Origin of the sequence: Pseudomonas sp. MM211, assembly GCF_020386635.1 — a bacterium.
Classification (GTDB): domain Bacteria; phylum Pseudomonadota; class Gammaproteobacteria; order Pseudomonadales; family Pseudomonadaceae; genus Aquipseudomonas.
The window spans coordinates 4,829,094-4,854,625 of sequence record NZ_CP081942.1 but is presented as its reverse complement, the minus strand read 5'-3'; the positions used below and the strand labels follow the sequence as shown (position 1 = coordinate 4,854,625).

Annotated in this window: 18 protein-coding genes, 1 tRNA gene, 1 pseudogene and 1 riboswitch; of the genes and pseudogenes, 5 read left to right on the top strand and 15 right to left on the bottom strand. The window is 60.4% G+C overall.

What is annotated here, in order from left to right; all coding sequences use genetic code 11:
- Positions 1 to 4 precede the first annotated feature (4 nt).
- Positions 5 to 1,474, bottom strand: coding sequence for an efflux transporter outer membrane subunit (locus tag K5Q02_RS22265; RefSeq protein WP_225834390.1), 1,470 nt, complete (start codon positions 1,472 to 1,474; stop codon positions 5 to 7).
- A 91-nt stretch (positions 1,475 to 1,565) separates the two neighbouring features.
- Between K5Q02_RS22265 and K5Q02_RS22260 the strand changes: the two genes are divergently transcribed.
- The 5 genes and pseudogenes from K5Q02_RS22260 (at position 1,566) to K5Q02_RS22240 (ending at position 9,012) form a co-directional block, all read left to right on the top strand.
- Positions 1,566 to 2,180 (top strand): TetR/AcrR family transcriptional regulator, encoded by a 615-nt coding sequence (locus K5Q02_RS22260; protein WP_442963943.1) that lies wholly within the window; start codon positions 1,566 to 1,568, stop codon positions 2,178 to 2,180.
- Positions 2,181 to 2,259: 79 nt separating this feature from the next.
- Positions 2,260 to 3,365 (top strand): annotated as a pseudogene (locus K5Q02_RS22255) (efflux RND transporter periplasmic adaptor subunit).
- Entirely contained in the window at positions 3,362 to 6,442 is a 3,081-nt protein-coding gene (locus K5Q02_RS22250; RefSeq protein WP_225834388.1) for an efflux RND transporter permease subunit, read from the top strand. The pseudogene K5Q02_RS22255 and the gene K5Q02_RS22250 overlap by 4 nt, the downstream one beginning before the upstream one ends.
- A 42-nt stretch (positions 6,443 to 6,484) precedes the next feature.
- Entirely contained in the window at positions 6,485 to 7,777 is a 1,293-nt protein-coding gene (gene fabF / locus K5Q02_RS22245; RefSeq protein WP_225834387.1) for a beta-ketoacyl-ACP synthase II, read from the top strand.
- Positions 7,774 to 9,012, top strand: coding sequence for a multidrug effflux MFS transporter (locus K5Q02_RS22240; RefSeq protein ID WP_225834380.1), 1,239 nt, complete (start codon positions 7,774 to 7,776; stop codon positions 9,010 to 9,012). Before fabF ends, K5Q02_RS22240 begins: the two co-directional genes overlap by 4 nt.
- A gap of 267 nt (positions 9,013 to 9,279) precedes the next feature.
- Here K5Q02_RS22240 and K5Q02_RS22235 read toward each other — a convergent pair whose 3' ends face one another.
- The 14 genes from K5Q02_RS22235 to K5Q02_RS22170 all read right to left on the bottom strand — a co-directional run bounded on the left by K5Q02_RS22235 (position 9,280) and on the right by K5Q02_RS22170 (position 25,046).
- Entirely contained in the window at positions 9,280 to 11,310 is a 2,031-nt protein-coding gene (locus K5Q02_RS22235) for a hypothetical protein (RefSeq protein WP_225834378.1), read from the bottom strand.
- 3 nt (positions 11,311 to 11,313) lie between these two features.
- The gene (locus K5Q02_RS22230; protein WP_225834376.1) at positions 11,314 to 11,775 is read right to left on the bottom strand and encodes a hypothetical protein; all 462 of its coding nucleotides are present in this window, start codon (positions 11,773 to 11,775) and stop codon (positions 11,314 to 11,316) included.
- Positions 11,775 to 12,677 (bottom strand): hypothetical protein, encoded by a 903-nt coding sequence (locus K5Q02_RS22225; RefSeq protein ID WP_225834374.1) that lies wholly within the window; start codon positions 12,675 to 12,677, stop codon positions 11,775 to 11,777. Before K5Q02_RS22225 ends, K5Q02_RS22230 begins: the two co-directional genes overlap by 1 nt.
- 510 nt (positions 12,678 to 13,187) lie before the next feature.
- Positions 13,188 to 13,261 (bottom strand) — tRNA-Gly (locus tag K5Q02_RS22220).
- A 98-nt stretch (positions 13,262 to 13,359) separates the two neighbouring features.
- On the bottom strand, positions 13,360 to 14,244 hold the full coding sequence (locus K5Q02_RS22215; protein WP_225834372.1) for an alpha/beta fold hydrolase: 885 nt from the start codon (positions 14,242 to 14,244) through the stop codon (positions 13,360 to 13,362).
- Between the two features lie 168 nt (positions 14,245 to 14,412).
- A complete protein-coding gene (locus tag K5Q02_RS22210) occupies positions 14,413 to 15,105 on the bottom strand; it encodes a pseudouridine synthase (RefSeq protein WP_225834370.1) in 693 nt (230 codons plus the stop codon).
- 7 nt (positions 15,106 to 15,112) lie between these two features.
- Positions 15,113 to 15,310: a cysteine-rich CWC family protein gene (locus K5Q02_RS22205; RefSeq protein WP_225834369.1), complete on the bottom strand. Its 198-nt coding sequence runs from the start codon at positions 15,308 to 15,310 to the stop codon at positions 15,113 to 15,115.
- On the bottom strand, positions 15,307 to 16,782 hold the full coding sequence (locus K5Q02_RS22200) for a sensor domain-containing diguanylate cyclase (RefSeq protein ID WP_225834367.1): 1,476 nt from the start codon (positions 16,780 to 16,782) through the stop codon (positions 15,307 to 15,309). Before K5Q02_RS22200 ends, K5Q02_RS22205 begins: the two co-directional genes overlap by 4 nt.
- Before the next feature lie 107 nt (positions 16,783 to 16,889).
- Positions 16,890 to 20,537, bottom strand: a complete 3,648-nt coding sequence (gene uca / locus K5Q02_RS22195; protein WP_225834365.1) for an urea carboxylase — start codon at positions 20,535 to 20,537, stop codon at positions 16,890 to 16,892.
- A gap of 401 nt (positions 20,538 to 20,938) precedes the next feature.
- Entirely contained in the window at positions 20,939 to 21,574 is a 636-nt protein-coding gene (locus K5Q02_RS22190) for an urea amidolyase associated protein UAAP2 (protein WP_225834363.1), read from the bottom strand.
- A 10-nt stretch (positions 21,575 to 21,584) separates the two neighbouring features.
- On the bottom strand, positions 21,585 to 22,313 hold the full coding sequence (locus K5Q02_RS22185) for an urea amidolyase associated protein UAAP1 (protein WP_225834362.1): 729 nt from the start codon (positions 22,311 to 22,313) through the stop codon (positions 21,585 to 21,587).
- 10 nt (positions 22,314 to 22,323) lie between these two features.
- Complete coding sequence (locus K5Q02_RS22180) at positions 22,324 to 23,094, bottom strand: ABC transporter ATP-binding protein (protein WP_225834354.1); 771 nt, start codon at positions 23,092 to 23,094, stop codon at positions 22,324 to 22,326.
- Positions 23,091 to 23,906: an ABC transporter permease gene (locus K5Q02_RS22175; RefSeq protein ID WP_042555334.1), complete on the bottom strand. Its 816-nt coding sequence runs from the start codon at positions 23,904 to 23,906 to the stop codon at positions 23,091 to 23,093. Before K5Q02_RS22175 ends, K5Q02_RS22180 begins: the two co-directional genes overlap by 4 nt.
- A 72-nt stretch (positions 23,907 to 23,978) precedes the next feature.
- The gene (locus K5Q02_RS22170) at positions 23,979 to 25,046 is read right to left on the bottom strand and encodes a putative urea ABC transporter substrate-binding protein (protein ID WP_225834352.1); all 1,068 of its coding nucleotides are present in this window, start codon (positions 25,044 to 25,046) and stop codon (positions 23,979 to 23,981) included.
- 65 nt (positions 25,047 to 25,111) lie between these two features.
- A riboswitch (guanidine-I (ykkC/yxkD leader) is annotated at positions 25,112 to 25,218 on the bottom strand.
- Positions 25,219 to 25,532: the final 314 nt, after the last annotated feature.

Below are 25,532 nucleotides of genomic sequence, written 5' to 3'. Positions count from 1 at the left end.
GCCATCAGCCGCCAACGCCGCTGGCGGCTACTTCCGAGTGAGCGTGCGGCTGCCAGCCGCCGCCCAGCGCGCGGAATGCCGCTATCGCGGCGCGGGCCGACTCCGTTTGCGCCTGGGCTCGGGCATCGGAGGCCTGAAGCAGCGTCTCGTCGGCGTTGAGCACATCGATCAAGCTGGCCGTGCCGTTTTGGTAAGCGATGAACGAAGACTGCCGGGCCCGCGTCAGCGATGTTTCTCCCGCCATGAGGGTCGAGGCTTGCGCCTCTCGGTTCACCAAGGCAGAGAACGCGTTCTCGACGTCTTCTGTCGCGCGCAGCACGGAGAGGCGATAGCTGGCGAGCGCCTCGGCTTCCTGGCCCTTGGCCTGATCGATCTGGGCATTGATGCGGCCGAAGTCGAAGAGCCTCCAGCGCAACCCCAGAACGCCCGCCGATTGACTGGCTCCGCTGCTGAACAGGTTGCCGCCCGAGGTGGTCGCGCTGCCGATCAGCGCACCGAGTGAAAACTTTGGGTAATACTCGCTGATCGCCACGCCGATGCGCGCATTGGCAGCCTTGAGTTGGCGCTCGGCGGCGATGAGGTCCGGGCGGCGACGCAACAGGTCGGCCGGCGAGCCGGTTTCCGAAATCTGCGGTGCCCGTGGAATTGCGCTGGCTGCAGACAACTCGTCACGGTGCGTGCCTGGCGGTGCGCCGAGCACCACATCCAGCGCGTTCATGGCTGCATCCAGCCCTGCCTGCAGCACCGGCACGCTTGCCCGAACCTGCGACAGTTCGCCCTCGGTCTGATGCATCTGGAACTCAGCGGCAAGGCCTCTGCTGTGCAGCAGGCGAACTTTGTCCAGCAAGTCCTCCTGGGTTTTAACCTGACGCTCGGCAATCTCCAGGCGGGCCTGCAAGCCACGAATGGCCGTATAAACATCCGCAGTCTGTGCGGCGATGGCCAGCCGGGTGGCGACCGCGCCAGCCTCGGATGCCTGGTACTCGGCGACTGCGGCCTCGCGGCCACGACGCAAGCCTCCGAATACATCCAGCTCCCAGCTCGCTTCGAGGTTGGCCTCATAGCTATTACCATAGCGGTCATAGCCAGGCGTGGAGTCGAGCACCTGGCCCAGTGGCGTTTCCACTGACTGGTAGGCGCGCGCCGCTTGTCCGTTGATGCTGCCGGAAGGGAGCAGCGCCGCATTGGCTGCACCGAGCCCGGCGCGTGCCTGGGAAACACGAGCCTGTGCCTGTGCCATATCCAGGTTCTGCTCCAGTGCCTTGGCGACCAGACTGCTCAGCAGCGGGTCACCGAAGCCTTCCCACCACTGTGCAAAGTTGGCGGGCTTGGCGTCTGGCCGTTGCTCGACGGCGGCTTGGCCGAGATAACGATCAGCCAGCGGAGCATCCGCTCGCTGATAGTCCGGGCCGACCGCGCAACCTGCGACCAGGCTGGTGCTCACCACGAGAGCAAGAATACGGAAGGGAGGCATGGCGTTTCTCTCAGGCGAGATATAGGGTGTGACCATATTATAGATTGGTCACTTGCTGTCAATCAGCTCACCATGGAGTTAAGCTGCAGGCATGAATGAAAATATGAATACGCCAGCCCCCCGTGGGCCTTTGGATCACGACGTCCGCGATCAGGTCATCAACGCGGCGACCAAGCATTTCGGCCACTACGGTTACGAGAAGACCACCGTGTCCGACCTGGCCAAGGCCATCGGTTTTTCCAAGGCCTACATCTACAAGTTCTTCGATTCCAAGCAGGCCATCGGTGAGGTGATCTGCTCGAATCGACTGGCCATGATCATGGAGGTCGTCGATGCCGCCATCGTCGATGCGCCCACGGCATCCGAGCGCTTCAGGCGTCTGTTTCGCTCCATTTCAGAGGCAGGCAGCGATCTTTTCTTCCATGATCGCAAGCTTTACGACATCGCCGCCGTGGCCTCGCGTGACCAATGGCCTTCGGTCAAAGGCCACGAAACGCGCATTCGCGGGATCATTCAGCAGATCCTTCTCGACGGTCGCGAGGCCGGCGAATTCGAGCGCAAGACGCCGCTCGACGAGGCCGTCAACGCGATCTATCTGATCATGCGGCCCTACATCAATCCGGCACAGTTGCAGTACAACCTCGACGGGGCTCCCGAGGCTGTCGTGCATCTGCCTGCTTTGATATTGCGTAGCCTGGCGCCGTAGATAATCTTTGTGACCATTGACAATATTGGTCACAAGTCAAAGAATGTGGTTCCCGTATTGCTCTTGAGTAATGGAACCCATGCGCCTCAAGCCCGCCACCTTCGTCGTTTGTTTATTGCCTGTCGTCCTGGTGGCGTGCGGCGATTCTTCCGTCAGCAAAGACCCACGTAACAAGCCGCCCCTGGTCAGGACGGCATCGGTCGAGCGTTCGGCCGATGTCGCTCGCACGTTCACCGGGGTCGTCGTTGCTCGTACCCAGAGCGATCTCGGCTTTCGCGTTTCCGGGAAGATACTCGAGCGTCTGGTCGATACCGGGCAGACGGTCAAGCGCGGCCAACCGCTGATGCGCCTCGACCCGGTCGACCTGAAATTGCAGGCGCGCGCGCAGCAGGAAGCGGTTGCCTCCGCCAAGGCACGAGCCAAGCAGACGGCTGATGACGAGGCGCGCTATCGCGGTCTCGTCGCCGCAGGTGCGGTTTCGGCATCGGCTTACGATCAGATCAAGGCAGCCGCTGATTCCGCGAAGGCGCAGCTCAGTGCGGCTCAAGCCCAGGCCGACGTCGCGCGCAATGCCACGGGCTACGCGGCACTGCTGGCCGACGCCGATGGCGTGGTGATGGAAACACTGGCCGAGCCCGGGCAGGTGGTGAGTGCCGGGCAGCCGGTGGTGCGCCTGGCGCGGGCAGGGCAGCGCGAAGCCATCGTGCACCTTCCCGAGACGCTGCGCCCGGCTCCAGGGTCAAAGGCGCAGGCCACCTTGTATGGCAACAGCGGCAGTGCAGTTCCTGCCAGGCTGCGTCTGCTTTCCGAGGCGGCAGATTCGACCACCCGTACGTTCGAAGCCAGGTACGTGCTTGAGGGCGCGCTGGCGAATGCGCCGCTCGGCTCGACCATAACCTTGGGCATCGCCGAGGGAAAACACCTGAGCAGGTTCTGCAGGTGCCGATTGCCGCCCTTCATGATCCAGGCAACGGCTCGGGTGTATGGGTGATTTCCGGCGAACCGGCGAAAGTGTCCTGGCGTCCCGTTGAGGTGCTGGCCATTGGTGACGATGCTGCGCGTGTCGCCGGCAAGCTGGTATCCGGTGAGCAGGTCGTGGCATTGGGCGCGCACCTGTTGCGCGACGGTGAGGAAGTCAGGGTTGCCCCGACTCAGAACGCCCGTGTAGCCGGGAGTCAGCCATGAGCGAAGGGCGCTTCAACCTTTCTGCACTTGCGGTACGCGAGCGCTCCATCACGCTGTTTCTCATCTTGCTGATCGCCTCGGCCGGGACGCTGGCGTTCTTCCAGCTGGGGCGCGCGGAAGACCCGCCGTTCACGGTCAAGCAGATGACGATCATCTCCGCCTGGCCGGGCGCCACCGCGCAGGAAATGCAGGATCAGGTCGCCGAGCCGCTGGAAAAGCGCATGCAGGAGCTGAAGTGGTACGACCGCACCGAAACCTACACGCGCCCGGGGCTGGCATTCACCATGGTGTCGCTGCTCGACAGCACGCCGCCTTCGCAAGTCCAGGAGGAGTTCTACCAGGCCCGCAAGAAACTCAGTGATGAAGCCAAGACGCTGCCCGCCGGTGTCATCGGGCCCATGGTCAACGACGAGTTTTCGGACGTGACCTTTGCGCTCTTCGCGCTGAAGGCCAAGGGCGAACCCCAGCGGCAACTGGTACGTGACGCCGAATCGATGCGTCAACGCCTGCTGCATGTTCCGGGCGTGAAGAAGGTCAACATCATCGGTGAGCAAGCCGAGCGCATCTTCGTGTCCTTTTCTCACGACCGGCTGGCCACGCTGGGCGTCGCGCCGCAGGACATCTTCGCTGCACTGAACAGCCAGAACGCATTGACGCCTGCCGGCTCCATCGAAACCAGCGGGCCACAGGTGGTGATGCGCCTCGATGGCGCTTTCGACAAGCTGGAGAAGATTCGCGACACGCCGATTAGCGTGCAGGGGCGGACGCTGAAGCTGTCCGATGTCGCCACGGTGGAACGTGGTTACGAAGACCCGGCAACCTTTCTGGTTCGTAACGCCGGTGAGCCTGCGCTGTTGCTGGGCATCGTGATGCGCGAGGGCTGGAACGGTCTCGATCTGGGGCAGGCGCTCGACGCTGAAACGGCATCCATCAACGAAAGCATGCCATTGGGCATGACGCTTACCAAAGTCACCGATCAAGCGGTCAATATCAGCTCGTCCGTCGATGAGTTTATGGTCAAGTTCTTTGTCGCGCTGCTGGTGGTCATGGTGGTCTGCTTCGTCAGCATGGGCTGGCGCGTCGGGGTTGTGGTCGCAGCAGCGGTGCCTTTGACACTGGCCATCGTCTTCGTGGTGATGGCAGCCACGGGCAAGAACTTCGATCGCATTACCCTGGGCTCGCTGATTCTTGCCCTCGGGCTGCTGGTGGACGACGCCATCATCGCCATCGAAATGATGGTGGTGAAAATGGAGGAGGGCTACGACCGCTTCAAGGCGTCGGCCTATGCCTGGAGCCACACGGCCGCGCCGATGCTCTCCGGTACGTTGGTCACCGCTATCGGCTTCATGCCTAACGGTTTCGCACAGTCCACAGCCGGCGAGTACACCAGCAACATGTTCTGGATCGTCGGCATCGCCCTGATCGCCTCCTGGGTGGTCGCGGTGGCGTTCACCCCCTACCTGGGCGTGAAGCTGCTGCCGCAGATCAAGCAGGTCGAAGGCGGCCACGCGGCCATCTATGACACCCGCCACTACAACCGCTTTCGCAAGGTGCTGGCCGTCGTCATCGCTCGCAAGTGGCTGGTGGCGGGCGCAGTGGTGATGTGCTTCGTCGTCGCCGTGGTTGGCATGGGCCTGGTGAAGAAGCAGTTCTTCCCGACCTCCGACCGCCCCGAGGTGCTGGTCGAAGTGCAAATGCCTTACGGCACGTCCATCGAGCAGACCAACGCCACCGCGATCAAGGTCGAGAGCTGGCTGCGAGGACAGGAAGAAGCCAAGATCGTCACCTCTTACATCGGCCAGGGCCCACCACGCTTTTACCTGGCGATGGCGCCCGAGCTGCCTGATCCGTCCTTTGCCAAAATCGTCGTGCTGACGGACAGCCAGGAGGCGCGCGAAACGCTCAAGCAGCGCATACGTGAAGCGGCATCCGAGGGCCTGGCCCCGGAAGCACGGGTGCGCGTCACGCAACTGGTGTTTGGCCCGTACTCGCCATTCCCGGTCGCTTATCGGGTAATGGGGCCTGACCCCGTTCGGCTGCGCGAAATCGCCGCCGAGGTTCAGGGCGTGCTGCAGGCCAGCCCGATGATGAGAACGGTCAATACCGACTGGGGCCCACTGGTGCCGACGCTGCACTTCTCGCTGGATCAGAATCGCTTGCAGGCGGTGGGGCTGACCTCCAACGCGGTTGCGCAGCAGTTGCAGTTCCTGCTGTCGGGCGTGCCGATCACGGCAGTGCGCGAAGACATTCGCTCCGTGCAGGTGGTGGGGCGCGCAGCGGGTGATATCCGCCTCGATCCGGCCAAGATAGAAGGGTTCACGCTGGTCGGGGCTGCCGGTCAGCGCATCCCGCTCTCGCAAATCGGCGAGGTCGATGTGCGCATGGAAGACCCCATCCTGCGCCGCCGCGACCGTACGCCCACCATCACCGTGCGTGGCGACATCTCCGAGGAGCTGCAGCCGCCAGACGTTTCCGCAGCGCTCAGGAAAGACCTGCAGCCGATCATCGACGGACTTCCCGGCGGTTATCGGATCGAGATGGCGGGCTCCATCGAGGAATCGGGCAAGGCCAGCCAGGCGATTCTGCCGCTGCTGCCGATCATGATCGCCCTGACGCTGCTGATCATCATCCTGCAAGTGCGCTCGATCTCGGCCATGGTCATGGTGTTCCTCACCTCGCCGTTGGGGTTGATCGGCGTGGTGCCGGTGCTGCTGCTGTTCCAGCAGCCGTTCGGTATCAATGCCCTGGTTGGCCTGATCGCGCTATCGGGCATTCTGATGCGCAACACGCTGATCCTGATCGGGCAGATCCATCACAACGAAAGCGAGGGGCTCGACCCGTTCAATGCCGTCGTCGAGGCCACGGTACAACGAGCCCGGCCGGTATTGCTGACCGCGCTGGCGGCCATCCTCGCCTTCATTCCGCTGACCCATTCGGTGTTCTGGGGCACGCTGGCGTACACGCTGATCGGCGGGACGTTCGTCGGCACCATCATGACCCTGGTGTTCCTGCCGGCGATGTATTCCATCTGGTTCAAGATTCGCCCCCACACCGCCAATGCCCAAGCGCCAGCCTGATGCCAAACGAGGCGGGCGCATACCGAGCACGAGGAGGCTGTAATGATCGATTTCCAAAGACATACACGCATCGTGGTAACCGGCACCGGTATCGTCGGGCCGCTGGGTTGTGGTGTAGACGAGGTCTGGCGCCGGCTGCTGGCCGGGCGCTCGGGCATTGCCACGCTGCCGACAGAGATAACCGAAGGCACCGGTGTAACCGTGGGCGGGCAAGTGCCGACGCTGGAGGACGATGCCATCGCCGGGTATCAACCCGAGCTGATCATCCCCGGCAAAGAACGCAAGAAGATGGATCGCTTCATCGAGTTCGCCCTCGTCGCCGCGCATGAAGCGCTGCAACAGGCGGGCTGGCACCCGACCAGCGAAGCAGAACAGCAGCGAACGGCGACGATCATCGCCTCGGGTGTGGGTGGCTTCGGTGCCATGGCTGAAGCCGTGCGGATTACCGATTCGCGCGGGCCGCGCCGGCTCTCGCCGTTCACCGCGCCGTCGTTTCTCGCCAACATGGCGGCGGGGCACGTCTCGATCCGTCACGGCTTCAAAGGGCCGCTCGGCGCGCCGGTGACCGCTTGTGCTGCTGGCGTGCAGGCCATTGGCGATGCTGCTCGGCTGATCAGAAGCGGCGAAGCGGATATCGCCATCTGCGGCGGTACGGAAGCGGCCATCGATCGCGTGACCCTTGGCTGCTTCGCGGCGGCCCGTGCGCTTTCGACCGGCTTTGCCGAGCGGCCGCAAGAGGCGTCGCGGCCCTTCGACCGTAACCGCGATGGTTTCGTGATGGCCGAAGGCGCCGGGTTGTTGGTGATCGAGTCGCTCGAGCATGCCCTGGCACGCGGCGCCACGCCGCTGGCCGAACTGGTGGGCTACGGCACCAGCGCCGACGCCTACCACCTGACGGCTGGCCCGGAAGATGGCAGCGGCGCCCGCCGCGCCATGCAGCAAGCGCTCGCCCAGGCAGGCCTGAGCGCCGTCGATGTGCAGCACATCAATGCCCACGCGACATCGACCCAGGTTGGCGACAAGGGTGAACTGGCGGCCATCCGCTCGCTGTTTGGCCATGATTCGTCCGTCGCGATCAGTTCGACCAAGTCCGCCACCGGCCATCTACTGGGCGCGGCAGGTGGTATCGAAGCGATCTTCACGGTGCTGGCATTGCGTGATCAGATCGTGCCGCCGACCTTGAACCTGGGCGAGCCAGATGAGAGCGCTAGAGGGCTCGATCTTGTCGCGCTCAGCGCCCGTAAGATGTCGATCACCCACGCGCTCTCGAATGGCTTCGGGTTTGGCGGCGTCAATGCCAGCGTGCTTTTCCGCCGCTGGGAGGCAACGCCATGAGCGTCGACAGCCAACCGGTAGCAATCGATGCCGCAACGACCCGCGAAGGCAGCCCGGCATTGACGGGCAAAATCGTCGCCTTGCTGGCGAGCCTCTCTGCGATCAGCATCCTCTCCACCAACATTATCCTTCCCGCGTTCCCGGAAATCGGCCAGCAGCTTGGTGTTTCCTCTCGCGAATTGGGGCTGACCCTCTCCAGTTTCTTCATCACCTTCGCATTCGCTCAATTAGTGGTGGGGCCGCTGGCAGATCGGTACGGGCGCAAGCGGCTTGTTCTGGGTGGGCTTGCGCTATTCGTGATCGGCACATTGGTCGCAGGCTTTGCCAGCAGCCTCGACGTGCTGATTGCCGGGCGTGTCGTACAAGCGCTCGGGGTGTGTGCTGCCGCCGTGCTGGCGCGGGCCATTGCCCGTGACCTGTTCGAGGGCGAAACCCTGGGGCGCGCGTTGTCGCTGACAATGATCGCCACCGCGGCAGCACCCGGATTTTCGCCATTGCTCGGCAGCGTGTTGACCACTGCTCTGGGATGGCGGGCGATCTTCTTGATGGTGGGAGTTGCCGCCGTTGTCATCGGATTTTTCTACGCCCGCGGCCTTGGCGAAACGCTGCCCCGTGAACGCCGAGTCGCGCTCTCGGCACCACGCGTGGTCGCCGCTTACGGCAGATTGCTCCGCGACGGCAAATTCATCCTGCCGGCTGCCTCGGTGAGCCTGTTGATGAGCGGCTTGTTCGCCTCCTTCGCTGCCGCACCGGCGATCCTGATGAGCGGGATGGGCCTGTCCTCACTGCAGGCCGGGCTGTACTTCGCCGCCACCGTGTTCGTGGTGTTCGCTGCCGGCATGGCTGCCCCACGCCTGGCCCACCGCTTTGGCGGCCGCACGATCACCACCCTCGGCCTTGCCACCGCATTGGTGGCCGGCAGCCTGCTGCTTATCGGGCCAAACAACCCCGGTTTGGGCTGGTACTCACTATCGATGGTGATCTTTCTCTGGGGCATGGGCCTCGCCAACCCACTGGGCACCGCAATCACCATGGGCCCCTTCGGCAAGGAAGCGGGCCTGGCCTCCGCGCTACTCGGCTTCCTGACCATGGGCGCTGCCGCGATCACCACCTGGCTGGTATCGGTACTGGAGTTCGCGCCGGTAACGACGCTGGGCGCAACCCAAGTGTCGGTTTGCTTTGTTGCTGTGGTGTTGTTCACGCTGAGTAGTAGAGCTGTCAGAGCGTCAAACTAGGAACTTCTGGAGAGAGTGTGGGGGATGTTCTTTGCGAGTTAGCGAGACTTCGGTGGGCTATCGCCACCCTTGAACATCGCCCACAAAAAAGCCCTGTAAAAACAGGGCTTTCATGTTTCTGATCTAGAACGGGCTTAGGGAATCGAACCATTTTCCAGCTCCCGCAAAGCCCCTGCGTTGCTTGCCTGGACGCGACCTCTACACGCTTTAATCCGCTTTTCCTTGAAGTGCTTTCGACACGGAAATTTCCAGATATATGCGCTCCATTTATAACTTACGCAGTATTTTTCCATCTTCTGGCGGGAATGAATACAGGGTATGTGGACTGCCTTCAAGCGCCATAACTAATGCATCTTCATCCTCGGACGTAGCCAAGATAATTTGCCCTTTCCCATTACTGGCAATAGAGGCTGCTTTTAATAAAGCAGTAAAACTTACTTTCTTCGCTTCCTGCTGGCGTGGTTCATCAAAAATCAATATACGCGGATGGTTCGTATTGAATTCGCATCCTACCTGAAATAGTCCTATCAGATAGCTCCAGATGATTCTGATTCCGTCACTTGCTGACGTATCAAAGCCGAGGTCGAAGCCATCCCGAGTGGGTAGGTAGGTTTCTTCAGATATACGAATTAAATCGGGCTTGAAGCTTGAAAAGCCAAAGCTTGATAGTAATGAAACTACATTTGATCGCAGCGTGTTTAGCTTGTGGCTGTCTGTTGTCGAAAGTATATTCTGAGGTAGTTTTCTTCTTTGCTCGATCAGGGACTTGTAGTTCTTTAAGTGAGAGTCCAACTCTAACCTTGCCTGCATGATAGCTGAGATGCCATCGGCATATGTCTTTATGAGGTTTTCAAAGTCTATCTTTTTGCGTAAGTTTTCTTCCATTACTAAGCTATCAAAAGGAAGAATGTTCTTCTGTAATCTATTGATTTCCTCAATGAGTTTTGTGATTTGTATATTTATTTTGTTGCACTCTGCCTCTTTTAAACTTTTTTGTTGTATCAAGCCACTCTTAACGCTCTTGAATACTTTTCCCTGCTCTTTTATGTATTCAAGGCTTTCATCAAGAGACATGAGTGGCGACGTATTACTTAGATTTGCGAGGTTCTCAGAAATGTTTTGGGTGCAAGTTGGACATGTGTTAATTTCTAATTCACTTCCAGCAATTATTTCAAGTTGACCTATTTTTGTAAGGTCTTCGTATTTTCGCTGGTCTTCTTTTAATGTGTTTATTCTGATGTCGGTTGAATTTATTTGCTGATTACAATAGCTGATATCTTCTTCGATGCGATTTGAACTGTAGGAAAGTTCTTTTAGTTCAGCTTTGCAGGTGTCAATTCTATCGTTTATTGCATGGTCTTCTGTTGCTGCGGAAACAGTTTCCTTAAGCTTTTTTATAAAGATGTCGAGCTCGGCCTCAGTTTCACTTTTTAAAAACTGTATTGATCTCCACTTTTCTTTATGTTTAACCCCTATGTCAATCTTAAAAGGGTCGAAGTTCACCTCCGGCGCATCAGGCACGCCGCTGATCTCGCCTCCAATTTTTGCCGCAGCCGTTGATAAACTTTTTTTACAAAATTTCCAGGCGTAGTTAATATCGTCCAATGCAGTCTTTATTTTAAATTTTTTATTTACGATTTCATTCGTTTCTAGACTTAACATGAATTCAATGGAGCGTTTCTTTGCCTCCTTTATTTTTAGGAAAAAAGGCGTTGTGGCTTGTATAGATGTCCACCCTTTTTTTTGCTCAACGAACCATGTTGGAAAAAATACGGCTGGGTATAGGTTTGCCTCTCTACCATCAAGTCTAGGGACTATGGGTAATTCCCAGCCTACGAATTTACTAAGCCAATAGTAAAATCCCAGCGCCCTAGTGGTATCGCCTTCTCTGTGTAGGAATAGTTTCTGGCTTAAGGTTTCATTGATTCTATCCATTTCGGTGGGATATACAAATGCTACATTGTCCTCAGTAACCCCCAGAACCTGCCGCTTAATGGTAGCTATTGAACCTTTGCTGTTCGATATCTCCAGAAATACCATAGATGATATAACTGGCAGCTCAATTCCATTCTCATCTTCTATCTCTTTAGTGAGAGATGGAGGGAATGGTACTTTTGCATCTGCTAATCCCAATGCTCTTTCCATGCCCAATGCATAGGCTATGGCGTTCATGCAAGTTGACTTTCCGTGAGTGTTTTCGACTCTAAGGATAAAGAGACCATTCTTGAATGGAATGTCGACTCCGAAGTCACCAGCCGAAGTCTTTGCGATAATTTTTAATCTTGTTATTTCTAGCATGGCTTAGTACGCCTTAAAAATCCGTTCGACCGCTGCTTCAGAGAGGTGTTTTTTTGAAGCTTTGAGGGCAGTTTTTTCTTGCTCCATTACTTCTTTATCTGCCACCAACTGCTCGAAAAAATCTTTTCCTTTGGGAGTCAACTCAATTTTCCCATCCGATTTACATGCATAACCAGAAGCAGCTATTAGCTCGATAGCTCGGTCGACGAACGGGTCAAGCCTAATATTCGGAGCAAACAATAGTTCCGATTGTGACCAGTCTATGATTTCTTTAAGGTGATATGGAGATTTAGTCAGCCAGTTTGCTGTATGGATTTTCTTTAGCGAGCATCGTTTGTCCCGGCCAACTAGGCCAACGATTAACACTACCAGAGAACATTTCCATAAAGGTCGTGTTTCACATGGAGTGAAAGCTTTCCTTTGCTGGAAAGAGAACGGACTGTTTAGGAGTTCTTCTAGTTTCATTAGAAATCCAACGGGCAGCGGATTAGCCAGTCAGAAACAACTCCCCATTTGATAAGCTCTATATCAGTTCTTTTTAGTGTGCGTATTTCTCTGGATAAGTCGTCGTCGAGCTTCTGTAGTTCCTGCTTTATAACTTCGTTGGGGAGCAAGTCTGGCGAGACCAAGAAGCGAGTTTCTAAATAGTTTTGCCTGTGTTGAACTGAGGTTACGATAATTTCGTATATGTCTGCCCAGTCCTGCAAGAGTCTATTTAAAAGGTTCTGATAGTCTAGATATTTATTGACTAGGTCGTTTTTTATTCTTTTAACCTTTTCTTCATCGCCGATTATTTTTGGCAGTTTTTTGTCCAGCTTGCTCAGGAAAGTGAGATTCGTATCTATCCAGCTCTCTACCTTTTCTGCGCTGTGTTTTTCAAAGTCAATATTAAGCTGATATGCTTGCTTGCTTAAAGCTTCTGCTTCAAGTTTGTAGTCTTCTTCGGTGTGGATTAATACTTGAAAGTCGCTATCAATATAATTCAGGCCTAGGTTTCTTATTTCTAGTGATTTTTGTGCGCAAAATGCCGTTATCTCAGCTGATTTGTGTGCAGATGTCGCGAGTATCCATCTACATATCTTTGTTGAGCCAAAAAGGCGCTCTAGCTTATCTTTTTTGTCTGATAGCTTTTTGGTGTCTTTATTTATTTTTGCTTTCTGAGCAGCAACCAGTTTAGCTATGTCTGTTGTTTGCTCTGGCAGATAACATTGAAATGCATGGCCGGATATCGTGTAGCATTCAATGCCGAAATCTCCACCTTGATTATCAGGCACGTCTCTATAATTGGCAGGCGAATAATGAAGTTTAACGATATCTTTGAAGTATCGTTCAAAGGCTTTCGGATCGGTGTCCTTGCTTTTTATCATCCTTGAGAATCCTAAAGCACTGCTACTAGTTGAAGTGTTAAGAGCACAGTGGGACGAATTGATTTATTTTTATTTCGCCCGCCTGCCTCGGTGTGGGATTTAAAATAAATCTGTCACCTTTTCCTTTTGATATATTCTGGTATCAACTGGCTATCAGTCAACTGCTTGCTTCAATTAAGCGACAGGTACAGTACCTTTTGCTTGGGCTCCGTAGCCCTTTCAGCTACGTCCGGCGCTTTCCTGAGCCTAAGAGCACTTGGTAAAAATTCCTGCTTGAACTGCGGCTACCTATCTAACTGCTAAATTCCAGACACAAAAAAGCCCTGTAAAAACAGGGCTTTAGTGTTTCTGATCTGGAGCGGGCTAGGAAAAGGGGACAGATTTATTTAATTCATGGCGAGTGACGCCTTCAGTTTTTCAGGCCACTGGCCCAGCGAATCTAGCGCATGAGAATCCCAAACACCAGATACAAAAAAGCCCCGCAAGAGCAGGGCTTCGATGTGTGCGATCTGGAGCGGGCTAAGGGAATCGAACCCTCGTCATGAGCTTGGGAAGCTCAGGTAATGCCATTATACGAAGCCCGCTTTTGCGTGCGCCTTTATACCGGAAGTCGCCTGCGAAATGAAGCCCGCGTCGGCCAGAAATCTCCCTGAAGCGGTATGCGGGCTTTGTTTTGTGCTGCTCATACGGCCATGGCGTGCTGCAGATCTGGGTAGCGGGCGTAGCGCCGGCTGCCGGCGGTGCTGCCTTGCAGAAAGCCGAGCAGGGCGTTTTGGGTATGCAGCCAGGCGCCTTTGTGTTCCATGTCGATGAAGTGGCCGGCGTTGTCGACGGTGGCGAACTGGCAGTCGTGGATGTGCCGGGCGAACAGGCGGGCGTCGGTGGTGCTGGTGTATTCGTCGTGTTCGCCGTTGATGAACAGCAGCGGGATGTCGATGCGGCCGAGGCGATCCGTGTGGCAGTGGGCCTGCATGCGTAGTACCTGCCGGATGTGCGCGGTCATCTGCCGGTATTCGTGGTGGCTCAGGCTGCTGATGTGTTTGTGGTTGTAGCGCTTGAACAGCGAGGGCAGGTATTTGCCGATGGTGTCGTTGACCAGGTGGCCGACCTTGTCGCTGTCTTGCTGGTTCAGGCACGCCAGGGCACGGCCCAGGTAACCGAGCATGGGCGCATTGAGCACTGGCGAGAACGAGGCGAACACGGCTTTTTCCAGGCTGCTCGGGCGTTCGCAGAGGGCGAGCATGCTGGCTATGCCGCCCCAGGAAAAGGCCATCAGGTACTGCGCCTGGTAGTGGTCGATGAGGTCCATCAGGATGGCCGCTTCGTCTTCCTTGCTGATGCAGTGGTCGTTGCGGTTGTGTGCTTTGGAGCGGCCCGCGTAGGGCTGATCGAAGAGCACCACGTTGAACTGGGTGCCGAGGTATTTGACCGTTTGCGCGAAGGAGGCCGTCGTCGACAGCGAGCCGTTGACCAGGATGATGGTCTTGCTGGCTGCGGGGTTGGTGTGGAATTCGGTGTGTACCTTGTACGTCCCGTGGACATTGACGACAGCGGTTGCTGGCTTCATGGGGATTCCTCCTGGCGCAAGGATGAATGGGGCTGACGGCGATGCCGTTAGCCGTACACGTCGAATGCATAGGAAAGCGCCACGGCATGACAGGCCGATGTCAGCCAGGAGAATCTTGTTGTTTATAAGCCAGACGGTCAGGACTTGGATTAGCCGTCCCGTCGTTGATCAGACGCTGTCGATTTCCGCCTGAGTGAGTGGCCGGTAGGCGCCCGGCGGCAGGGCAGGGTCGAGTTCGATGGCGCCAAGGCTCTCGCGGTGCAGGCCGATGACTTTGTTCTGGAAGTGCCCGAACATGCGCTTGATCTGGTGGTAGCGACCTTCGTGCAGGGTCAGCCTGGCGCGGTGCGGCGCTTCGATCTCCAGCAAGGCAGGGCGGGTGGTCAGGTCCTCAAAGGCGAAGTACAGGCCGTTGGCGAACACCTCGATGGCTGCCGGGTCGATGACCTGCTCGGTTTCCACCTTATAGACCTTGGCGTGGCTGCCGTCGGGGGCGGTGGCGCGACGCGACCAGAGGCCGTCGTTGGTGATCAGCAGCAGGCCGCTGGTGTTGAGGTCGAGGCGCCCGGCGAGGTGCAGCTCGTGCTTGTCGGGCTCGTCCAGCAGGTCGAGCACGGTGCGGTGTTCCGGGTGGCTGGTGGCGCTGACCACGCCGACCGGTTTGTGCAGCATGAAATAGCGCGCCGCCTTGCCGGCCTGGAGAACCTCGTCATCGAGCTCCACGCGCTGGAAGTCACGTACCTCGGCGCGGCTGTCGCGGCAGACCTGGCCGTCGATCCGAACCCGCCCTTCGGCGAGCAGCAGGCGGGCGTGCTGGCGGTTGAAGCGTGGCAGGTTGCTGAGCAGGCGGTCGATGCGCATGGGCCGCTCAGCTGTTTTCCGCAGGCAGGGCCTGGGCACAACGCGGGCACAGGCAGGCGCGATCCAGTGCTTCGGGCGGCAAGTCGCGCAGCGCCTGCGGTTCGACCTTCACCTCGAAGCACCAGCAGTGGCTGACTTCAGAGTCGCTGTCGGCCTGGGCGCAGCGGTTGAGCTGGCCACAGGCGGGGCAGAGGCTGGTGTTCACTGGGTTTCTTCGCACATGCGGTTGCGCCCGGCCTGTTTGGCCCGATACAGCGCGCGGTCGGCGCGGGCGATCAGTGCCTGCAAGTCGTCGCCTTCCTGCAGGGTCGCCAGGCCGATGCTGGTGGAGGTATGCAGGTGCTGGCCGGCGAATTCGAAGTTGCTGCTGGCGGTCTGCTGGCGGATCTTCTCGCCCAGCTGGCGCGCAGCGTCGAGGGCGGTGTCCTTGAGCAGCAGGATGAATTCCTCGCCGCCCCAGCGGCAGATGATGTCGGATTGGCGCAGGTTCTGCTGCAGGTGGCGAGCGAAGCCGCGCAGCACGGCATCGCCAGCCAGGTGGCCGTGGCTGTCGTTGAGCTGCTTGAAGCCATCGAGGTCGAAGAGCAGGGCGCACAGCGTGCTCTGGCTGCGCCGCGCTTCCTGAATGGCCTGGTTGGCCAACAGTTCGAAGCCGCGGCGGTTGGGCAGTTCGGTCAGCGAGTCGGTGGTCGCCAGTGCGGTGATGCGCGCCTGGTAGCGGCGCAGTACCAGCGTCACCAACACCAGCACGATCAGGGTGACCACGCCGCAGATCAGCAGGTTGAGGTACAGCGACTGACGAATGCCGGCCACGGCGCCGGTCTCGTGTTTGTCGACGAACAGGTACCAGTCCAGCTCGGGAATGAAGCGCACGTTGAGGAAGTGACCGCGGCCATGTTCCTGGTAGAAGAAGTCGCCGCTCTGCGGGTGCGGCAGCTTGCCGTGCAGGTCTTCGAGGCCCTCCACCTCGCTCAGCTGGTCACCGATGCGCGCGCCCATGGGGCCGCCGCTGGCGCCGGTCAGCACGATGCGCCCGTTGGTGTCGACGAAGTACACGCTGCGGTCGTAGCGCTGTTGGTACTGGTCGATCAGTTGCACCACTGCGTCCACGGTCAGGCCGACGCCGGTGGCACCGATGAAACGGTGCTGGTAGTCGAAGACCTTGTAGTTGATGAACACCGTCATGCGGTCCTCGTTGGCCATGTCGATATCGACATTGATCTCGTAGGGCTCCTTCATGTCGCGCAGGCGGTAGTACCAAGCATCACGGCTGGCCTGTTCGTCGATCTGCTTCAGCACGCCTTTGGCCTGGTAGTAGGTCTTGCTGTGTTCGGAGACGAAGAAGCTGGTGACGGTGCCGTAATGGCTTTGCACTTCCTGCAGGTAGCGGGTCATGGGCTCAAGGTTCTGCTCGCCGCCGAGCACCCAGTCACGCAGGAAAGTATCGCGGGACATCATCGAGGAGATGAGGATGGGGCGCACCAGATCCTTCTGGATTTCCGAATAGACGTTGTCCGAGGTCAGCGGCAGCTCGGTGTTGACGATGTTGTCGCGTATCGAATCGAGGGCCGCGTAATAGCTGGCCAGCGAGGTGGCGATGAAACCGCAGCCGAGCAGAACGAGGAGCAGAAACACCAGCGAGCGTGGGCTGGCAGTTTTGGGTGACGGTGATGGCATCGTGCTGGCTTCTTGGTGAGTGCCGCAATGCTAGGCGTGGTGCCGCTCAGGCGCAAGCCAGGAGGAGCGAAGACGGCGCTTTCGCTCCTCCTGGCTTGCGCCTTTACTCAACCCGTATGGGCTGCAGCCTCGATGACCGCCACACGCTGGCCGGCCCGCACGGGCGAGCCGGGTTGTACGTGGATGTCTCTGACCACGCCGGCGAAGGGCGCGAGCAGGGGGATTTCCATTTTCATGGATTCGAGGATGACCAGCACATCGCCCGCCTGGACGTGGGCGCCTTCCTCGACCTGAACTTGCCAGAGATTGCCGGCGATGTGGCTGTCGACGCTGTGCTGGCCGGCGCCCAATGGCGCGTTTTCGCTGGGCTCGGCCACGCCTTCGTCACTTTCGAAGTGCGCCTGGCCGGAGTCGATCCAGCGCTGGCGCTCGGCGGCAAAGGCGCTGCGTTGCTGGTCGCGGAAGGCGGCGATGCCGTCTGCTTCGTCCGTGAGGAAGCGTTGATAGTCGGCCAGGGCCAGCTCGCTGTGTTCGATGCGCAGGTCGAAGCGGCCCAGGGGGAAGTCGCGGCGAATGCGCAGCAGCTCGTCCGGGCTGACCGGGTAGAAGCGGATCTGGTCGAAGAAACGCAGCAGCCAGGGTTTGCCGTCGAAGGCGGCGACTTCACGGTAGCGGTTCCACATCTGCAGGGTACGGCCGACGAACTGGTAACCGCCGGGGCCCTCCATGCCGTACACGCACATGTAGGCGCCGCCGATACCCACCGAGTTTTCGGCCGTCCAGGTACGCGCGGGGTTGTACTTGGTGGTGACCAGGCGGTGGCGCGGGTCGAGCGGCGTGGCCACCGGTGCACCGAGGTAGACGTCGCCCAGGCCCATCACCAGGTAGCTGGCATCGAACACCGTGCGATGCACTTCGTCGAGGTTGGGCAGGTCGTTGATGCGGCGGATGAATTCCAGGTTACTCGGGCACCAGGGCGCGTCCTTGCGTACGGTGGTCATGTACTTGTCGATGGCCAACTGGCAGGCCGGGTCATCCCAGGACAGTGGCAGATGAACGATGCGCGACGGCACCTTGAGGTCGCCGGTGGCGCACACAGCGTCCCACTCGCCAGCGACGGTATCGAGCAGGTGCTGCAACGGCAGAGTTTCCGGCTGGTAGTGCACCTGCAGGGAACGGATGCCGGGCGTCAGGTCGATCACCCCGGCGATGTCCTTGGCCTGCAGTGCCTGCATCAGCGCATGGCCACGGAAACGCAGCACCAGATCCAGCTCGGGCTGGCCGATTTCCAGCAGCAGGTGCGTGTCGCCAGAGAGGCGTGCGACCAGCCGCGTGTCGTCCCGGCCGATATCCAGAATGATGGGAGACGCGAGCTTTTCCGTAGGAGCTGGCTTGCCAGCGATCAGGGGAGACAGTTGATCGCCGGCAAGCCGGCTCCTACCGAGGTCAGCGCACTCCAGATTGGCTGCTTTCGCCAGCTCCCGCGCCGTGGCGATATCCACCGGCACGAAGCGCACCTTGTCGCCGGCCTTGAGTTGGCCGAGCTGCCAGAGGTCGGCTTCGATGATCGTCACCGGGCAGACGAAACCACCAAGGCTGGGGCCGTCGGGGCCGAGGATCACGGGCATGTCGCCGGTGAAATCCACTGCGCCGATGGCGTAGGGATTATCGTGGATGTTGGATGGATGCAGGCCCGCTTCGCCGCCACTCTCGCGTACCCATTCCGGCTTGGGGCCGATCAGCCGCACGCCGGTTCGGCTGGAGTTGAAGTGCACTTCCCAGTCGGTGCCGAGGAAGGTGTCGATGTAGGCTGGGGTGAAGTATTCCGGTGCGCCGTGAGGGCCGTAGATCACACGGATTTCGCGCACGACGGGCAGGACAGTGCAGAGCTCGCCTGGTAGTTTCGCGCCGGCTTGCGTGGTGTCGAGCAGCGGCAGGTGCAGCACGTCTCCGGCACGCAGGGCACGGCCCGCGTGGCCACCGAACTGGCCGAGGGTAAAGGTGCTCTTGCTGCCCAGGTAGTCCGGCACCTGAATACCGCCACGTACGCTCAGGTAGCTGCGCGCACCGGCACCGGCGATGGTGCCCAGGGCGAGGGTGCTGCCGGCGCTGATCAGCAGGGTGGTGTTCAAGGGCTGGGCCACGCCATCGACGCTGAGCGGAATCTGCGCGCCGGTGACCGCCACCAGCGCGTCGATGTTGAAGCGCAGGGTCGGGCCGCTCATGGTGATTTCCAGGCCGGCGGCGCCTTCCGGGTTGCCGAGCAGGCAATTGCCCAGGCGCAGGGCGCGGCTGTCCATCGGCCCGGACGGCGGCACGCCGACTGCCCAGTAGCCGAGGCGACCGGGAAAGTCCTGGACGGTGGTCTGAGTTCCGGCGGAAAGCACCTCGAAGGTGCTGGCCTGATAGATCAGATTTTCCAGGCAACGTGTCCAGGGCGAGCCGCTGGCGAAGGGTGTGTCGGCGAGGATCTGGCGCAGGTAGTCGCGGTTCGACTCCACGCCGTACAGCAGCGATTCGCCCAGGGCGGCGTCAAGTGCACTGCTGGCTTGGTCTCGGGTTGGCGCCCAGGCGATCAGCTTGGCGATCATCGGGTCGAAGTAGGGTGGAATCTCGCAGCCCGCTTCGACCCAAGTGTCGATGCGCAGCGACTGGCCGTCGGCAGGCGGAAACTGCACGGCGGTAAGCAGGCCAGGGCTGGGCTGGAAGTCACGACCGGGATCTTCGGCATACAGCCGCGCCTGGATGGCATGGCCGCGGGGGCTCAGGCCCTCTGCCAGCTCATGCAGAGGCGGCAGATCGCCGGCTGCCAGCTCGATCATCCAGCGCACCAGGTCAACGCCCCATACCTGTTCGGTGACACCGTGCTCGACCTGCAGGCGGGTGTTCACTTCAAGGAAGTAGAAGTGCTCGGCCTCGCTGTCGTAGACGAACTCGACGGTGCCGGCGCTACGGTAGCTGACCGCCTTGGCCAGTTTGATCGCCGCCGCGCAGAGCTCATCGGCCATGCCGGCTGGCAGGTTGGGTGCCGGGGTTTCTTCCAGCACTTTCTGGTTGCGCCGCTGCACCGAGCAGTCGCGCACGCCGAGGGCGAGCACATTGCCCTGGCCATCGCCGAATACCTGCACTTCCAGGTGGCGGGCACGCTGGATGTACTTCTCGATGAACACGCCGCTGTCGCTGAAGTTGTTCTGCCCGAGGCGCCTCACCGTTTCGAAGGCCTCGCTCAGCTCCTCCGCCGAACGGCACACACGCATGCCGATGCCGCCGCCGCCAGCGGTGCTCTTGAGCATCACCGGATAGCCGACCTGCTCGCCGGCTACCAGTGCAGCGGCGAGGTTTTCCAGCAGCTCGGTACCTTCGAGCATGGGCACGCCGTGTTGTTTGGCCAGTGCGCGGGCGGTGTGCTTGAGGCCGAAAACGCGCAGTTGCTCGGGCGTGGGGCCGACGAAGGCGATGCCGGCCGCTTCGCAGGCCTCGGCGAAGGCGGCGTTTTCGGAGAGGAAGCCGTAGCCGGGGTGGATCGCCCTGGCGCCACTGGCCTTGGCGGCCGCGAGGATCTTGTCGACCACCAGATAGGTGTGTGCGGCAGGGCCGTCGCCGAGGGAGAAGGTTTCGTCGGCCTGCTGGATGTGCAGGCTGGCCACGTCCGCTTCGGAGTAGACGGCGACGCCTTTGACGTCGAGCGCGCGCAGGGTACGCAGGATGCGGCAGGCAATGGCGCCGCGGTTGGCGATCAGAAGTTTTTCGAACATATCGGCTCCCGAGGCCGTTCGAAGCTGCTGCGCTCCATCACGCGGCGTTGGCAGCCAGTTCGAAATGCTCATTTGCTACAGCAAACTCCGCTTTCTCACTGGCTGCCGCCTTGCCTGATGTTCGCTCGCGACGCTTCGCTCCGGCCTCGTTGAACGTGGCGGGCCGTCCCGCCGGTATTGGGTCTGCACCACGGTCGTCCGGGGTGGGGAATTCTTTTTGGCCTCACTCGGTTCCCGTGGAAGGGGCTTTAGCCGCGATGTTTTCAAGGTCAAGAGCGTCGCGGCTGAAGCCCCTCCCACAAAGGATTTCGTTTGTTAGGAGGCCGGTGTTTTGTCTCGGGGCGTAGGTTGCAGCACCTGCCCACTCCTGCTCTGGCACAGGGCGAACAACCAGCGTCTGATCATTCCCATACCAGCACCTCCGCAGGCGTCGGGTTCCAGCCGTTGCAGGGGTTGTTGAGCTGCGGGCAGTTGGAGATCAGTACGATCACATCGGTCTCGGCGCGCAGCTCGACGTATTTGCCGGGTGCGGAGATGCCGTCTTCGAAGGTCAGGCCGCCGTCCGGGGTGACCGGCACGTTCATGAAGAAGTTGATGTTGGCGCCGATGTCGCGCTTCTCCAGGCGGCCGTCGTGCAGGCTGGCGCGCAGGAAATTGTCGCGGCAGCTGTGCATGAAGCGCTTGTCCAGGGCGTAGCGCACGGTATTGCTCTCCTGGGCACAGGCGCCGCCGAGGGTGTCGTGGCGGCCACAGGTGTCGGCGACGATGGTCAGCAGCGGGTTGCCGAGGTTGGAATAGAGCACCGTGCCGGCAGTCAGGTAGACGTTGTTCTGCTTGCGCAGGGTGCGCTGCGGGTCGAAGCGCTCACGCGGGTTGCGGGCGCTGTAGAACAGCGTGTCGATGGCCTGGTTGCCTTCCAGGTCGTGCAGGCGCAGGGTCTGCCCGGCCTTGACCTCGAACAGGTAGGGTTCGCCCGCCGCGATGGTATGGCGGAATACGGCGGTCTCGGGATGCAGGTTGCTTTCGATCAGGCTCATGTCGGCACCCTCAGAGGTATTGGCGTTCGGTGTTGTGGAAGGCGCGGCCGTTTTCCGGGCGCGAGGTACGGCAGAGCACGCTGATGCCGTCGCTCTCCACCTTGCTCCAGCTCAGCTGCACCGGCTTGGGCGCGTACTGCGGGTTGGGATCCATCGGGTGTTGCAGGGCGGTGAGCACCACCAGGGTGTCCATGGGTGCATACAGCTCGATGTAGTCACCGGCCTGGCTGTTGTCGCCGTGAAAGCGGAAGGCGCCGTCGGCATCGGCGCTGACCTTGCTGAACAGGTTGAGGGTCATCAACAGGTCTTGCAGGTTGAGGTTCCACTTGCCCATTTCCACCAGCAGGTTGTCCACGCCGTTGCGGAAGAACCCGTTGCGCAGTTCCTGATAGCGCCCCTGGCCGTACTTCTCGCTCACCTCATCAGCCGAGAGCACGCCACCGAAACTGTCATGCCAGCCACAGGTGTCGGCGGTGATCGCCGCGAGCACGCGGCCCATGTCCGAGTACAGGCAGTGACCCGCGGTGAGTTTGGCGGTGTGCTGGCCCTTGAGGGTGTCGGGCAGGTTGAGTCGCTCGCTTTTCTCCATGGCGTTGAACAGCAGCAGGCTGACGTTGGCGCCGCCTTCGAGGTCGGTGATGCGCAGCAACTGGCCGCGCTTGAGCACGAACGAGGTGTGCCCGCCGCCAGGGACGGTTTCCTCGTAGAGGGTAGGGCGAAGGGTGAGGGCAGCAGTCATGGCAGTCTCCTTACAGGGCCGGGGCAAGATGCGCCGGCAGTGACGCGATGGCGCTTTTGCGATCGCTATTCAGGGGGATGTCGTAGGTGATGCGCGCGCCAAAGGCATTCGGTGCGTGCGGGTCGATACGGGTCTTGTCGAACACCATCAGGCGGGTGCCGAGGCTGAAGCCTTCGGCGAGATCGTGGGTGACCATGAACACCGTCAGCCCGGTTTCGCGCCACAGCTCCAGCAGCAGGGCGTGCATGTCCTTGCGGATGCCCGGGTCGAGGGCGCCGAAGGGTTCGTCGAGCAGCAGCACGCGCGGCTTCATGATCAGCGCCTGGGCAATCGCCAGGCGTTGCTGCATGCCGCCGGAGAGCTGGCTGGGGTACTTGCCCAGGGCATGGCTGAGGCCGACCTTGCCGAGGATCGCCGCCGCCTGCTCGCGAGCGTCGCGCTTGGCCGCGCCGAACAGGCGACCGAGGAATGGCGCGCGCGGCAGTTCCAGGCCGATGGCGACGTTGTCTAGCACGCTCAGGTGCGGGAACACCGAATAGCGCTGGAACACCACTCCACGGCTGGCATCCGGCTCGCCCACGAGTGGCTCGCCACCCAGCAGGATCTCGCCCTTGCTCGGCCGCTCCTGGCCCAGCAGCAGACGCAGGAAGGTCGACTTGCCGCAGCCGGACGCGCCGACCAGGGTGCAGAACTCGCCCTCGGCGATGGACAGGTTCAAGCGCTCCAGAACGATCTGGTCGCCATAGGTCTGCCAGACATTTTTCACTTCAATGAAGCTCATGCTTTGGCCCCCTCGTACCAGGGAAAGCACAGCCGCGTCAGCTGACGCAGGCCGAGATCCATCAGCCAGGCGAGTAAGGTGATCCACACCACGTAGGGCAGGATCACGTCCATCGCCATGTAGCGGCGCACGAGGAAGATGCGGTAACCCAGGCCATCGGTACTGGCGATGGCTTCGGCAGCGATCAGGAACAGCCAGGCGGAGCCCAGCACCAGGCGCAGCGCGATCAGCAGGCGCGGCAGCAGCTGTGGCAGCACGACCCGCAGGATCAGCGTCCAGGTGCTGGCGCCGAGGGTCTGGGCCTTGATCAGCAGTTCCTGAGGAATTTCCCGGGCGCGCTGTTCCAGGTCGCGGGCCAGGATCGGGGTGATGCCGATGACGATCAGCATCACCTTGGACAGTTCGCCCAGGCCGAAGACGATGAACAGGATCGGCAATATCGCCAGCGGCGGCACCATCGACAGCACGGTGAGCAGCGGTGATAGCGGCGCCCGCAGCAGTGGCAGGATGCCGGCGGCGATGCCCAGACAAAGACCGACCAGCGCCGCGATGCCGATGCCCATGCCGAGACGCGTCAGGCTCGACGCGGTGTCTTGCCAGAAGGCATAGCCACCGGTGCGCTTGTCTTCGGTGAAGGCCAGGCGGTCGACGGCGGCGATCATCTGGCTGGCGCTGGGTAGCAGCTTGTCGTTGGGGTTCTCCGCCAGGCGCTGCGCCGAGCCCATGAAATAGGCGAACAGCAGCAGTGCGAAGGGCAGCAACACCAGCAGCAATCGGCCGGCCCTGTCGGGATGTCGGTTGATCAGGCGCATAGAAGTCTCGGGGTCTGCGGTCGCGTCTCGAGGTTCGTGCCCACGCCTAGCGAGGGCACGCTCAGTCCTGCTTCAGAGCTGGCCGTCGGCGGCCATCTGCATGTAGGTCGTATCGAAGCGCAGCTTGAGGTTGCCCTGGTCGCCGGTGCTCACGTCGTTGGCGAAGGCCATACCGATCGCATCGGCGCTCTGCGCGCCCTCGCCGAGCAAGCCGTGGTCGAAGGAGAACGCGGCGACCTTGCTCATGGTTTCTGGCAGGCGTGGGCTCTTGGCGAACGCCACGGCATCCTTGGCGCTGTAGAACATCTTGGTGGCGGCGAGCTGTGCTTCGTACCCTTTGAGATCGGTGCCGGACGCCTTGGCCATATGCTCACGGGCAGCCTGCCCAGCCGCGCCACTATCGCTCATGGTTGCCATGATTTCGTACCAGGCGCCGGTCAGCGCCTTGCCGAGGGCAGGGTTGTCCTTGAGGGTGTCGCTGTTGACCACCATCAGGTCGATGATTTCGCCGGGGATCTGGCTGGAGTCGAACACCTTGGTCACGCCGGGCGTGGCTTCGATCTCGGCGAGCAGCGGATTCCAGGTGGTGACGGCAGTGACGTCCGGGGTGGTGAAGGCGGCGACGATGTCGGCGTCCGAGGTGTTCACCACTTTCAGGTCGCGTTCGCTGAGGCCGGCTTTTTCCAGGCCACGGGCGAGCAGGTAGTGCGATACCGAAAGCTCGACCAGATTGACGTTCTGGCCCTTGAGGTCGCCCAGGGTTTTCTTTTCGCCCTTGAGCACCACGCCGTCGTTGCCGTTGGAGAAGTCGCCGACGATCAACGCCGTGCTGTCCACGCCGCCTGCGGCGGGGATGGTCAGGGCGTCCATGTTGGTCATGGTGCAGCCGTCGAATTGGCCGGCGCTGTATTGGTTGATCGATTCGACGTAGTCGTTGATCTGCACGACATCGATGTCGATGCCGTATTTCTTCGCCCACTTGTCGACGATGCCTTGGGTGGCACCGTACTCCCAGGGCATCCAGCCGGCATAGATGGTCCAGCACACGCTGAAGCTGTCCTTCTGGGCAGCCTGGCTGTTGAGGGAAATGGCAGCCGCGAGACCAGCGGCGAGAACGGAGAAAAGACGGGGCTTGCGCATGGAGACCTCCAGTTCGAGAAAGGGCGGAGCAGGAGTGCGCGGCATCTCCCATCGCTGGGGGCGCGTTCTCCCGGGCTTTTGTCCCGCCGTGTAACCCCTCGAGGAGGTCGCCAACTCTCGGACCAGTCATTCGCCTGCTGATTGGCGAACCGGAACCCTAGTCGGCTATTGCAAATTGTGATGCCGCTATCCCGGGCCGCTGCCTGGGACTTTCCTGCACGAAGGTCATTAAGCGAGGATCGTGCCAGGCTGTGGCGAGCCGTCTAGCGTGGGGCTGTGTGCATTTTCAGGAAAATACGTTGCGCGTTGATGGTGCGCGTTCGGTGCTGGCTGCGCGGTTTCGGCGCGCACTTTCAGTGCGTTCACCGAGTGCTGCTGAAATCATTTGTAGCGACTCACCGACGAGCGGAGCGGATTCGGCTGGCGCCGGGTTGTCTGATGGATTGGGAACACTCCCGGCATCGGCAGCCGCCGATGTGCGTTTCG